10 protein-coding genes are annotated in these 12,034 nt (G+C 63.3%); 4 read left to right on the top strand and 6 right to left on the bottom strand.

Annotated elements, in window-relative coordinates:
• Positions 1–17: 17 nt before the first annotated feature.
• Complete coding sequence (locus BM382_RS32210; protein WP_011062261.1) at positions 18–143, bottom strand: hypothetical protein; 126 nt, start codon at positions 141–143, stop codon at positions 18–20.
• A 214-nt stretch (positions 144–357) separates the two neighbouring features.
• On the opposite strand from BM382_RS32210, the gene BM382_RS25855 reads away from it, so the two are divergent.
• Positions 358–1,446 (top strand): transketolase-like TK C-terminal-containing protein, encoded by a 1,089-nt coding sequence (locus tag BM382_RS25855; protein WP_072444569.1) that lies wholly within the window; start codon positions 358–360, stop codon positions 1,444–1,446.
• An 11-nt stretch (positions 1,447–1,457) separates the two neighbouring features.
• Here BM382_RS25855 and BM382_RS25850 read toward each other — a convergent pair whose 3' ends face one another.
• Positions 1,458–1,928 (bottom strand): MarR family winged helix-turn-helix transcriptional regulator, encoded by a 471-nt coding sequence (locus BM382_RS25850; RefSeq protein WP_072444571.1) that lies wholly within the window; start codon positions 1,926–1,928, stop codon positions 1,458–1,460.
• A gap of 160 nt (positions 1,929–2,088) precedes the next feature.
• Between BM382_RS25850 and aceE the strand changes: the two genes are divergently transcribed.
• The gene (gene aceE / locus BM382_RS25845) at positions 2,089–4,764 is read left to right on the top strand and encodes a pyruvate dehydrogenase (acetyl-transferring), homodimeric type (RefSeq protein WP_072444573.1); all 2,676 of its coding nucleotides are present in this window, start codon (positions 2,089–2,091) and stop codon (positions 4,762–4,764) included.
• Between the two features lie 5 nt (positions 4,765–4,769).
• Here the strand turns inward: aceE and BM382_RS25840 are convergent, their stop codons facing one another.
• Both BM382_RS25840 and BM382_RS25835 read right to left on the bottom strand, forming a co-directional pair.
• Positions 4,770–5,615, bottom strand: coding sequence for a DUF2242 domain-containing protein (locus tag BM382_RS25840; RefSeq protein ID WP_011062265.1), 846 nt, complete (start codon positions 5,613–5,615; stop codon positions 4,770–4,772).
• A gap of 92 nt (positions 5,616–5,707) precedes the next feature.
• Positions 5,708–6,607 carry a LysR family transcriptional regulator gene (locus tag BM382_RS25835; RefSeq protein ID WP_011062266.1) on the bottom strand — a complete coding sequence of 300 codons (900 nt, stop codon included), beginning with the start codon at positions 6,605–6,607 and terminating at the stop codon, positions 5,708–5,710.
• A 124-nt stretch (positions 6,608–6,731) separates the two neighbouring features.
• On the opposite strand from BM382_RS25835, the gene BM382_RS25830 reads away from it, so the two are divergent.
• Positions 6,732–7,937, top strand: coding sequence for an MFS transporter (locus tag BM382_RS25830; protein ID WP_047337323.1), 1,206 nt, complete (start codon positions 6,732–6,734; stop codon positions 7,935–7,937).
• A 58-nt stretch (positions 7,938–7,995) separates the two neighbouring features.
• Here the strand turns inward: BM382_RS25830 and BM382_RS25825 are convergent, their stop codons facing one another.
• Positions 7,996–8,874, bottom strand: coding sequence for a sterol desaturase family protein (locus tag BM382_RS25825; protein ID WP_072444575.1), 879 nt, complete (start codon positions 8,872–8,874; stop codon positions 7,996–7,998).
• Between the two features lie 66 nt (positions 8,875–8,940).
• On the opposite strand from BM382_RS25825, the gene BM382_RS25820 reads away from it, so the two are divergent.
• Positions 8,941–9,906 (top strand): AraC family transcriptional regulator ligand-binding domain-containing protein, encoded by a 966-nt coding sequence (locus BM382_RS25820; protein ID WP_072444577.1) that lies wholly within the window; start codon positions 8,941–8,943, stop codon positions 9,904–9,906.
• Positions 9,907–9,975: 69 nt separating this feature from the next.
• Here the strand turns inward: BM382_RS25820 and BM382_RS25815 are convergent, their stop codons facing one another.
• A complete protein-coding gene (locus BM382_RS25815; RefSeq protein ID WP_011062270.1) occupies positions 9,976–11,847 on the bottom strand; it encodes a SurA N-terminal domain-containing protein in 1,872 nt (623 codons plus the stop codon).
• Positions 11,848–12,034 lie beyond the last annotated feature (187 nt).

The raw sequence follows: 12,034 nt of genomic DNA, 5'->3' as shown, positions 1-12,034 counted from the left end.
AAAAAACGCCACCGGCGTTACAGCTCGGTGGCGTCTTCTGCAGGTTCCAGAGGATCCAGCTCGAAAGCCTGATACTCCAGCAGTTCCTCTTGGTATTCGTCCATGGCGGACTCCTTTTTCCGTTGTTGAAAGACCTTGTTCAATAGCCCTGTGCCTAATGACCATCGGGATCAGCATAAAGTGCCGGGATGACAGAAAAAATACTACCCCCCAGGTCAGGATTTCTATCATTAAAACGTAACAGCCCGTGAGGAATTTAATCCTCGAACACAGATGCAACCGCAACGATTGCAATTGCAATCATATTTGCCGATCCGTTAGGGTAGCCGCTCTCCCCCCTTGCGGACGGCGCCGAGCATGAACCCATCCTCACTTTTCCCCACTCGCCACAACGCCCTCGCGCAACAGGCGGCCCAGGCCTGCCTGGACCTGCTCAGGAGCGCCCGCTCCCCTGGCGGTTCGCCACTCAACACCGTGCTGGAGATGGCCAATACCCTGGAGCTGGACCGGCGCACCGCACGCCAGTCCTTTGTGGTGCGCAGCCACGGCGCACCACAAAGGAGTACCCGGATCAGCGCCTGGCCATTGTGGTTCTCCACCGACAGCGCGGAAAAACCCCTGCTCTATCTGCACCGCTGCAGTTCTTCGGCGCAGTTGTGCGCGGTCAGCGCCGAGACCGCGGCGCGGGGCATCCTGTGCAACGACAGTGAGACCCAAACCTCCCCATGGCCCAAGGGTGCCGACCCGTCACTGGCGTTGTGGCTGGCCCACAACCCGCACTGCCTGCCATTCGACCCGGCGACTGGCGCGGAGGCCGAGGCGATTATCCTGGAGGCCCTGCAACGCCTGTATATCGAGGGCCAGCCAGGCTTCTACTACCTGGCCCTGCATGACCATGAGCTGCAACTGGAACTGACGCCCGAGCAACGGCAAGCCGCATTGCAGGGCATGTACAAGGTGACGGACACCACTGCCCACCCAGCGGCGGGACGCGTGCGACTGCTGGGCGCCGGCCGGGCGTTTGCCCAGGTCAGGGCCGCGGCGGATCTGCTGCAGCGTGATTGGAAGGTGGCCAGCCAGCTCTGGAGTTGCCCCAGCTACACCCGCCTGGCGCGGGAAGCGGCTGCGGCGCAGCATTGGAATCGCCTGCATCCTGGGCAGGAGAAGCGCGGCTCACACCTGCAGCGCTGCCTGGCGGATGACTCGGCGCCCGTGATTGCAGTGACTGGCTACGGCCAGGCGGTGGCCGAACAGCTACGCCCTCACCTCAAGGCCGAGCTGGTGGCCCTGGGCACCGACTCCTTCGATGCCGCCCGCGACCCGCGACGCGGCCGCTGCCCCGAGGCTCGCTGGATCGCCGTGCTGGCGCTCAAGAGCCTGGCAGACGCTGGGCAATTGCCCATGCAATGCGTGGAACAGGCCATGGCGACCTATGGCCTGCCCTGACGGTACCGGGCTCAGCCCCTGGAGCCTGTGTCGCCACCATTGGCCGCCGCCCGAGCCAGGGTCGCGGTGCGTTCCAGGGCATCGGCAAAGGCGTGTTTCTGCTCGCTGTCCAGTTGCGAGAGAAACAGCTCGGCCACTGTCGCCTCGTAGATTTTCCACATCTTCTTGCGCAGCTTTCGGCCTTCGTCGGTGATGCTGACAAAGGCCGCGCGACCATCGCCCTCACAGCGCGAGCGCTGCACCAGGCCGTCTTTTTCCAGGCGATCCACCAGGCGTGTGAGGTTGTAGCGCTCGATGGCCAGCACATCGGCCAATTCGTGCATGCGCCGGGTACCTTCGGTGCCGCTTTCCAGGCCCCAGAGGGCGTCGTACCAGGCATACGCCGGCAAGCCGGCCTGGGTCAGGCGGCGCTCGATTTCGCGAATCACCGTCCGGTGAGCCCTGACAAAACGGAACCAGACATCGGGCTCTTTTGAAGACATGCCACACCATCCGAAGGTTTGAAGAAGGGTTGCAATAGTAGCGCATGCCGGGATAGATTCGGCCATGTAGTTGCAATTGCAATTACTTTTCCCGGCGCCGAATACCTTCCGATTCCACAAGAATCCACGCGCTGGAACCCCGCCCAACACGGAGCCAGGTATGACCCAGAACAACAGTGCAACCCTCGATAACGATCCCCAGGAAACCCGCGAGTGGCTCGACTCTCTGGAGTCGGTGCTGACGGTGGAAGGTCGCCCGCGGGCCCATTACCTGATCGACCAGTTGCTGGATTTCGACGTGGCACGCCACGGCGACTTCCATGGCCGGGTGACCACGCCCTACATCAACACCATTGCCCCCGAGCGGCAGCTGCCCTACCCCGGCGAGCTGGAGACCGAGCGCAAGCTCAACGCGATGATCCGCTGGAACGCCATGGCCATGGTGCTGCGCGCCGGCAAGCATTCGGGCGTGGGCGGCCACATCGCCACCTATGCTTCGGCAGCCGTGCTCTACGACGTGGGTTTCGATCATTTTTTCCGCGGCCGCAGCGACAGCTTCGACGGTGACATGGTGTACATCCAGGGCCACTCCTCCCCAGGCATCTACGGCCGCGCCTACCTGGAAGGCCGGATCAGCGCCGCCCAGCTCGACAACTTCCGCCGCGAGGCCGACGGCCAGGGCATTTCCTCCTATCCGCACCCCAGGCTGATGCCGGACTTCTGGCAGTTCCCCACTGTGTCCATGGGCCTGGGGCCGATCACCGCGGCCTATCAGGCGCGTTTCATGCGCTACCTGGAACTGCGCGGGCTCAAGCAGCACCAGGGGCGCAAGGTCTGGGCCTTCCTCGGCGACGGCGAAATGGACCAGCCCGAATCCCTGGCGGCGATTTCCCTGGCCGGGCGGGAGAAACTCGACAACCTGATCTTCGTCGTCAACTGCAACCTGCAACGCCTCGATGGCCCGGTACGGGGCAACGCCAAGGTCATCCAGGAGTTCGAAAGCCTGTACCGCGCCGCCGGCTGGAACGTGATCAAGGTGATCTGGGGCAGCGGCTGGGACGCGCTGCTGGAGAAGGACCGCAGCGGCCTGCTGCGCCAGCGCATGATGGAGTGCGTGGATGGCGACTATCAGAACTACAAGTCGCAGAACGGCGCCTATGTACGCGAGCATTTCTTCGGCAAGTACCCGCAATTGCTGGAGCTGGTGGCCGATCTCTCGGACGAGCAGATCTGGAAGCTCTCCCGGGGCGGCCACGACCCGCTCAAGGTCTACAACGCCTATGCCGCCGCAGTACGCCACAGCGGCCGGCCCACGGTGATCCTGGCGAAAACCGTCAAGGGCTTCGGCATGGGCGAGGCCGGCGAAGGCCAGAACATCAACCACCAGCTGAAGAAGATGGGGGCCGAGGCAGTGAAGGCCTTCCGTGATCGCTTCGAACTGCCGGTCAGCGATGAGCAACTGGCTGAAATGCCCTACCTCAAGCCCACGGCGGACAGCACGGAAGGCCGTTACTTCGCAGCCTGTCGCAGCCGCCTGGGGGGCTATGTGCCGGCTCGCTACAACGACTGCGCACCGCTGCAGATCCCGGCCCTGGAAGCCTTCGCCACCCAGCTCAAGGACACCGGCGACCGGGCGATCTCCACCACCATGGCCTTCGTGCGCATCCTCGGCACCCTGCTCAAGGACCCGCAGATCGGCAAGCGGGTGGTGCCGATCGTGCCTGACGAGTCGCGCACCTTCGGCATGGAAAGCCTGTTCCGCCAGATCGGCATCCACTCGGCGGTGGGCCAGCTCTATACCCCACAGGATGCCGGGCAACTGAGCTACTACAAGGAGAGCAAGGACGGCCAGATCATGCAGGAGGGCCTGAACGAATCCGGGGCGATTTCCTCATGGATCGCCGCCAGTACCTCCTACAGCAACCACCAGGTCATGACCCTGCCCTTCTACATCTTCTATTCGATGTTCGGCTTCCAAAGGATCGGTGACCTGGCCTGGGCCGCCGGCGATGCGCGGGCCCGGGGCTTCCTGCTGGGCGCCACGTCCGGGCGCACCACGCTGATGGGCGAAGGCCTGCAGCACGACGACGGCCACAGCCATATCCTCGCCTCGGTGATCCCCTGCTGCATCTCCTACGACCCGACCTTCGCCTATGAACTGGCGGTGATCATCCATGAAGGCATGCAGCGCATGTATGTGCAGCAGGAGGATGTGTATTACTACATCACCCTGCTCAACGAAAACTACCCGCAACCGGCCATGCCCGAAGGTGCTCGCGAAGGCATTCTCAGGGGCTTGTACCGCTTCAGCTCAAGCACCGCCCAGGGCGCCAAAGCCCCGCGGGTGCAACTGATGGGCAGTGGCTCGATCCTGCGCGAGGTGATCGCCGCCGGGCAGCTGCTGGAGAAGGACTTCGGGGTGCAGAGCGACATCTGGAGTGCCACCAGCCTCACCGAACTGCGCCGCCAGGGCCTGGCGGCGGAGCGCTGGAACCTGCTGCATCCGCAGCAGCCTCGGCGAGCGGCCTATGTCGAGCAATGCCTGGAAGGCCATCAAGGCCCGCTGGTGGTGGCCACCGACTACATGAAACTGTTCGCCGACCAGATCCGCCCCTTCGTCGAGGGTCGGCGCTTCGTCGCCCTGGGCACCGACGGCTTCGGCCAGTCCGATACCCGGGAAAACCTGCGGCAGTTGTTCGAGGTGGACCGGCATTTCATCGCCCTGGCGGCGTTGAAAGCCCTGGCCGATGACGGGGAGATACCCTACAGCCAGGTCGGCGAAGCCTTGAGCCGCTATCGGATCGACGCTGAAAAAGTCGACCCGAGCTCGGTCTAGGAGCCTTAGTGCCCGCTGCTCGGCAGGGCCGGAATCGGCTCGCTGGGCGGCGGCAGGTTGCTGGCCGGTGGCGGCGTGACGGTTTGTGTGGCGGGCGCTGGCTCGCTGCTGGCTGCCGGCACTATCGGCGCCGCCTCGGCCGGAGGAGCCAGGGGTTGCGAGACCGCAGGCTCAGGCTCGGTGGCGGGTGCCGGCGCGGCCACAGGGGCAGGCTCGACCACTGGCTGCGCCTTGGGCTCGGGCTTGGCTGGCGCCTCGGGCTTGTTCTCGGGAACCCCGAGGTCGGCCTTGGGTTTCTCTTCGATATGCGCCGCCTTCTTCGCTTCCTGGGGCAGGAACAACTCCACCAGGGCGAAATAGCGGTCATAGAACTTGGCCGAGGACACGGTTTCGCTGGCCACCTTGACCATCGAATCATCGGTAGAGCCGATCGGCATCGACACCGAGCCCAGCACGCCCACGCCGAGGCTGGCCGAGTTGTTGACCTTCTTCAGCGCATAGCGATCCTGCAGGGCGTTGGCGAACATCGTCGAACGCTGGTCGCCGCTGCCGTCCTGGGCACAAACCACGTTGAAGCTGATTTCCAGGTGGGTCTCGCCGGTCTGCTGGAAGCTCTTGTGGCCGCTGACCAGCTTCGGATCGTTGCTGGTGATGATGTAGCCCTGGCTGAGCAGGGCACGCCGCGCGGCCTCACAGGAGGCGGCATCGCTCACCGGGTAATTGCGCGAAAACGTGCCGGAATCATCGAAGCTTTCGTGCTCGTAGATGGCGGTCTTGTGCGACGAACAGCCGGCCACCGCAGACAGCAGCAACACCCCGGCCGTGGCGCGCAGATGAAATGATTTAAACATCGAGAATCCTGAGGAAAACGCTCCGGCGCGTATTGTGCAACAGATCAGCGTCCCGCAGCGCGGGTAATTGGTGCCTTAAATTTCTCATCAGTTTACTGACCACTGTTTGCCGGAAAAAGTCGCTCGCTCAAGTGCTCGATCAACACCCGCAGCTTGGCCGCTGCATGCCGGCTCGAGGGCCACAACACCCAGAAGGCGCCGTTGTGCTCCAGGTATGGGTCGAGCACGGTTTGCAACTCGCCACGGCGCACCGCGGCCTGGACCATGAAGTCCGGCAGGCAGGCAATGCCCAGCCCGCTGCGCGCCGCGTGCTCCACCGCCTCGATGGAGCTGCTGGTCAGGCGAGTGGGCAGCACTGGCTCCGGCGCATCCGCTTGAACCTTGAAGGGCCAGGCCTCGAGCTTGCCAGTGTGGTGAAAGGTATGCCGCAGGCAGGAGTGACTGCGCAATTCCTGCGGGGTCTGCGGCACGCCGCGCTGCTGGAAATAGCCGGGGCTGCCCACCAGCACCATGCGAAAGCGCCCCAGCTGCCGGGCCAGCAACCGCGAGTCCTTGGGGTTGCCGGTGCGCACTACCAGGTCGAAACCCTCTTCCACCACATCCACCATGCGATCGGAGAGGTCGATATCCAGCTCGATCTGCGGATAGCGTTGCATGAACTCGGCCAGTACCGGCATCAACAACCCATGGACCTGCGGCGCGCTGACCCGCAGCTTGCCCACCGGCGCGCTGGAAGAGTCACATAGCTGGAACTCCGCCGCCTCGACTTCGGCGGCGATCCTGCGGCAGCGTTCGAGGAATCCGGCGCCTTCGGCGGTGAGGCTGATGCTGCGGGTGGTGCGATGAAACAGACGAGTCTCCAGGCGCTCCTCCAGACGGGCAATACTTTTGCCAACCGCCGAGGAAGAGACTCCCAGAAGGCGCCCCGCTTCGGTGAAGCTGCGGGTTTCCGCCACCTGCATAAACACCGGGATACTGCCGAGCCAGTCCATCGCGCCGCTCCGAAATTAAGGACACCTGTGTCCGATAAGTTCGGAACCTTAGCCTATTTTTCCGCCATGAACAGCGCCCTACCCTAGGCCCCTCACTTCCGAACCCACCCATCGGGGCCTTTCCATGAGCAATTGCGTCAATGCCTGCGAACCCTTGCAAGTACCTGCCACAACCCACGAACGCCTGCCTGTCGGCGGCCTGCTGGCCCTGGCCACTGCCGGGTTCATCACCCTGATGACCGAAACCCTGCCCGCCGGCCTGCTACCGCAGATGAGTGCCGACCTGGGCGTGTCTGCAGCGCTGATCGGCCAACTGGTGACCGTCTACGCCCTGGGCTCACTGCTGGCGGCCATTCCGCTGATCCTCCTCACCCAGGGCTGGCGGCGCCGGCCCCTGCTGCTGATCGCCATCGGCGGTTTCGCCGTGGTCAACAGCATCACGGCCCTCTCCACCGAATACAGCCTGATCCTGGTGGCGCGCTTCTTTGCCGGAGTCTTCGCCGGCTTGCTCTGGGCCCTAGTGGCAGGTTATGCCAGCCGCATGGTGGCGCCACACTTGCAGGGCCGGGCGATTACCCTGGCCATGCTCGGCGCGCCGCTGGCGCTGTCGGTGGGCATGCCCGCCGGGACCTGGCTGGGCGCCCTGCTGGGCTGGCGCATGAGTTTCGCCGTGATGACTGTGCTGACCCTGGGCCTGATCGGCTGGGTACTGGTGCAAGTGCCGGACTTCCCCGGGCTGCGGGCGCAGAAGCGCCTGTCGCTGAGTCGTGTCCTGACCCTGCCGGGGATCCGGCCGGTGCTGTTCGTGACCTTCGCCTATGTGCTGGGCCACAACATTCTCTACACCTACATCGCGCCTTTTCTTGAGCCGGCCGGGCTTGGCGGGGAAATCGAGCGGGTGTTGCTGGTGTTCGGCCTGGCCGCCTTGCTGAGCATCTGGCTGGTGGGCCTGCTGATCGACCGCTGGCTGCGTGAGCTGGTACTGGCCAGCTGTCTGCTGTTTATCGGCTCGACCCTGCTGCTGGGCCTGCTCGGCGACCGGCCACTGGCAATCTATGGGGCAATCGCTATCTGGGGGCTGTCCTTTGGCGGCATGGCCACCTTGCTGCAGACTGCGCTGGCCAAGGCCGCCGGCGAGCACGCCGATACCGCGCAGTCGATGCTGGTGACCCTGTGGAACCTGGCAATCGCCGGTGGCGGCCTGGGCGGCGCGTTGCTGCTGCAGGGGCCGGGCGTGGCCACCTTCCCCTGGGTGATTGCCGCCCTGTTGCTGGTGACCCTGCTAGTGGCGATGAACGCCCGGCGCCAGGGCTTCCCTGCCCGGGCTTAAAATCCGGCGCCCGGCTCGGGTGGCCGGGGCTCCAGCACCAGGGCTCGTGAAAGAATGCCTAGCCTTGCGAAGCAGGGTTCGCCGGCAAGGCGCCCTCTACCTTCGCCCCTGCACTGGAGCGGGCTTTACGGCTGCGTACCAGCGGCCAGAACAACTCTTGCGTCCAGCTCACGGGTGCCAAGTGTTCGATGCCATAGGCAGCGGGCCGGCGCCGAGTGATCTTCGCCGTACCAAACAGCACATCCCAGAGGAACAGCAGGTTGCCGAAGTTGCCCTTGTAATGGGTCACACCATCCTCGGCGCTCAGGCCGTGGTGCGCCGAATGGGTGGACGGCGTAGAAAAGACCCGCTCCAGCAACCACATCAGCGGCCGCAGAAAACCGATGCGGTACAGCTTGTCATCCCAGGCCACACTGCTGTGAGCGGCGAAGATCACCGTCATCTTGAGAATCAGGTAACCGTAGTAGACCGGCGCCAGCCCCAGATAAATCAGCACTCCCGAGAACCAGATGCCGGGCATCAGCAGGTAATAGAAGCTGTTGTTGCGGTAGACGATGCGAATGCTCATGTAGGGCGCCGAATGGTGCGCGCGATGCAACGCGTACAGCGCCGGTACGCGGTGGGTCAAGCGGTGCCACCAGTACTGGGTCATGTCATCGAAGACCAGGAACAGCAGCAGGCCGAGTACCCAGGGGATCTGTGCCAGTGCTCCCTTTGCTTCGGGTAGCGATAGCTGCATGAGCGCGCCGCTGGCCCACATCACCAGGGGAAAGGTCACACCGAGCAACAGGCTTGAGCCCACCGCCTCGATCAACACATCACGGCGCTGGCCGCGGCGTTGGCCAAAGGCCGAACAGGTGATTTCCAGGAGGATGAAAAACACAAAGATCGCCGAAACGATCAGCAGCGGGTTGTTGGTCAGCAGGTCGTGGTTCATGGCATTCTCGCTCTTATCCTTGTGGGCATCGCCCCACCATTAGAGATCAGCAAGGCAGCCCGCTCTATGCGCGAACTGGACAGAATTCCGCGAGATCCGGCCAAGGGCATGACCCCGCGTTTCCATCGCGGGCGCCTGGGTGAAGTCCTGCAACGCTTTCTCGATGACCAGAACACCGGCCCCCAGCAGGACTACAACCTGCTGCAGCTGGAGCAGCTGTGGCGCGCCGCGGCAGCGCTGGAGCCGGCCATCGGCCTCAAGCTGTTCGAACGCTTCACCCCCCAGGACTGGCACGTGATCGCCCACGCCAGCCTGTACTGTCCGGATGTCGCCGCGTCCATGGCGTTCTGGGTGCGCTACGCGCCCTTGGGTTCGGATACCGACCGGGTACAGCTGGTGGCGGATACCCGGGGGGCCGGTGTCGAGGTTGATATCGACACATCGGCGCAACTCGGCCGCTACCTGATCGAGCACTATGGCGTCATGTCCATCACTCAGTTGCGCCGTGGCACCGGCCTTGCAGTGCAGCCGGTACTGGCCTGCTTCAGCCATCCGCGCCCGGCCTATCACGCGCAGTACCATCACTGGTTCGGCGAGCGGATCGAATTCGATTGCCCGGCCAACCGTTTCTACTTCGACCCGCAAACCCTGCAACTGCCGCTGCAAACCCGCCACGCCGGCATGCTGGAACTGCTGAGCGAGGAGCTGGATCGACGGGTGGCCCTGCACCGGCGACAGAGCGGTTGGGCCGCCAAGGTGGCAGCGGCTTGTCGCCAGGCCCTGGCCGCCGGCCACTCACCAACCCTGGAAAGCCTTTGCGCGCAACTGCATCAAACCCCGCGAACGCTGCGGCGACGCCTGGACGAACAGGGGTTGAGCTTTCGCGAATTGCTCGACCAGACCCGCGCCGAGCTGGAAATGCACCTGCAACTGCAAGGCGAATCCCGGGCCCAGATTGCCCTGCAATTGGGCTACAACGATCAGGCGGCCTACCTGCATGCACGCAAACGCTGGAAGAACGCCCTTGGCTGAAGTTTTTTCCAGCCCAAAAAAAGACCCCGGCATTGCGGCCGGGGTCTTTTCAACACTGTGGGTCAGGCATCAGTAACGCTTGATGTCCGCCTGGTTTTCCAGCTGCTTGCGGTAGGCGGCAAAGTCTTGCTGCCCTACCCGCGAGGCCAGGAAGCGACGGTATTGAGCCTTCTCTTCCTCGGTCGGCGCAGCGGCTTCGTTGACACCATTGAGCTGCAGCACCAACAGGTTGCCATTAGGCAGGGTCACGCTGGTGAAGGTCGGTTTGTCCTTGGACTCAGGCTTGGTCATGCGGAACAGCGCCTGCAGCACGGCCGGATCGATCCCTTCCTGGCCACGGGTCACGGCATGCGCGACTTTCCAGTCCTGGCCATCCACCGGCTTGTTCAGCGCGGTCTTGCCGTCGCGCAGGCTGGCGATCAGCTCTTCAGCCTTGGTCTTGGCCGCGGCACTGGCGTGCTCTTTGGCCAATTGCGTGCGAATGGCACTGGCAACGCTTTCCAGTGGCAGTTGCTCAGGTTTGCGGTGTTCCTTGGCACGCAGCACTACCACGGTTTCCGGGTCCAGTTCGATGGCGGTGCTATTGGCACCCTCATCGAGGACTTCGGTGCTGAACGCCGCTTGTATCACGGCGCGGTTGGCTGCGATGCCGTCACCACCTTCACGGCCGAATGGCGCGGAGGTGTGGACAGTCAGCTTCAGGTCCTGGGCCGGTTGTGCCAGATCGGACGCTTCGAACGACGAGTCTTCCAGTTGCTTGGTGGCCTCGACGAAACGCTGCTCGACCTGCTGGGTCTTCAGATCCCGGGTCAGCTTGCCCTTGAGGCTGGCGAAGCTCGGCACTTCCGGCGCTTCGACACCCAGCAGCTTGATCAGGTGGAAACCGAAGCCGGTACGTACCGGCGCCGATACCTGGTCCTTGTTCAAGGCGTACAGGGCTTTCTCGAAGGTTGGGTCATAGACGCCAGGACCTGCGAAACCCAGGTCGCCGCCGTTGCTGGCCGAACCCGGGTCCTGGGAGAACTCCTTGGCCAATGCCTCGAAGCTTTCGCCCTTGGCCAGACGTGCCTGGATCTCTTCGATCTTGGCCTTGGCCTGGGCCTCATTCACCTTGTCATTGACTTCGATGAGGATGTGCGCGGCACGGCGTTGCTCGGACAGGTTGGCAATTTCCTTCTGATACAGCGCTTGCAGGTCCTCGTCCTTGACGCTGACCTGATCGAAGAAGGCGGCCTTCTTCAATTCGATGTAATCAATCACCACCTGGTCCGGAGTCATGAACTCCTTGGCGTGCTGGTCGTAGTACGCCTTGACCTCGTCGTCGGTCAGCTTGACCGCTGCCGGGTCGGCCTTGATGGTCAGGGAAGCGAAGTCACGGGTCTGCTTTTCCAGACGGGCGAATGCCAGCACCTGGGCGTCGGTGACAAAACCGCTGCCTGCCAGACCGGCGCGTACCTGGCCGATCAGCATTTCCTGAGTCAGCATCTGGCGAAATTGCAGGCGGGTGTAACCCAGTTGACGGATCACCTGGTCGAAACGCTCGGGGCTGAACTTGCCATCAACCTGGAACTCCGGCGTTTGCAGAATGACCTGGTCCAGCGCACCTTCGGAGAACGCGAACTTGGAATCCTGCGCACCTTGCAGCAACAGCTTGCGGTCGATCAGCCCTTTGAGAGCAGCTTCGCGCAGCATCTTCTCGTCCAACAGGGAGGCATCGAAGTCTTTGCCCAGCTGCTGCATCAACTGACGACGTTGCATGTCGACGGCCTGGCTCAACTCGTTCTGAGTGATTTCCTCACCGTTGACCTTGGCCGCGTCCTGATTGTGGGTAGTGGCCTTGAAAATGGCATCGAATCCCGTCAACGCCAACAGCGCGACGATAACCCCGATGATGGTTTTGGCAATCCAGCCTTGTGAATTGTCCCTGATATTCTGCAGCATGCGTCCCCCAGAAACGGTTGTACTTCAATTTGAGCAACCGTGGAGCGTGGGTAGAGTCCGGATAGAAGAAAGGCGCATCCGAGGATGCGCCTTCTCGTAACTGGCGGAGCGGACGAAGGTTAAACCCGCGACCCTCGGCGTGAACCGGTGGTAGACCGGTTGACTAGCGCCCCGCTGCCAGATCAGG

This window comes from Pseudomonas sp. NFPP25 (assembly GCF_900116505.1).
GTDB classification, from domain to species: Bacteria; Pseudomonadota; Gammaproteobacteria; order Pseudomonadales; family Pseudomonadaceae; genus Aquipseudomonas; species Aquipseudomonas protegens.
This window is presented reverse-complemented; position numbering and strand designations above follow the sequence as displayed.

What these genes read in the sequence shown, in the direction of transcription:
- BM382_RS25840 (WP_011062265.1), bottom strand. Translation starts at nt 5,615, where the DNA reads ATGTTTAAATCATTTCATCTGCGCGCCACGGCCGGGGTGTTGCTGCTG.
- BM382_RS25850 (WP_072444571.1), bottom strand. Translation starts at nt 1,928, where the DNA reads ATGTCTTCAAAAGAGCCCGATGTCTGGTTCCGTTTTGTCAGGGCTCAC.
- BM382_RS25830 (WP_047337323.1), top strand. Translation starts at nt 6,732, where the DNA reads ATGAGCAATTGCGTCAATGCCTGCGAACCCTTGCAAGTACCTGCCACA.
- BM382_RS25825 (WP_072444575.1), bottom strand. Translation starts at nt 8,874, where the DNA reads ATGAACCACGACCTGCTGACCAACAACCCGCTGCTGATCGTTTCGGCG.
- aceE (WP_072444573.1), top strand. Translation starts at nt 2,089, where the DNA reads ATGACCCAGAACAACAGTGCAACCCTCGATAACGATCCCCAGGAAACC.
- BM382_RS25835 (WP_011062266.1), bottom strand. Translation starts at nt 6,607, where the DNA reads ATGGACTGGCTCGGCAGTATCCCGGTGTTTATGCAGGTGGCGGAAACC.
- BM382_RS25815 (WP_011062270.1), bottom strand. Translation starts at nt 11,847, where the DNA reads ATGCTGCAGAATATCAGGGACAATTCACAAGGCTGGATTGCCAAAACC.
- BM382_RS25855 (WP_072444569.1), top strand. Translation starts at nt 358, where the DNA reads ATGAACCCATCCTCACTTTTCCCCACTCGCCACAACGCCCTCGCGCAA.
- BM382_RS25820 (WP_072444577.1), top strand. Translation starts at nt 8,941, where the DNA reads ATGCGCGAACTGGACAGAATTCCGCGAGATCCGGCCAAGGGCATGACC.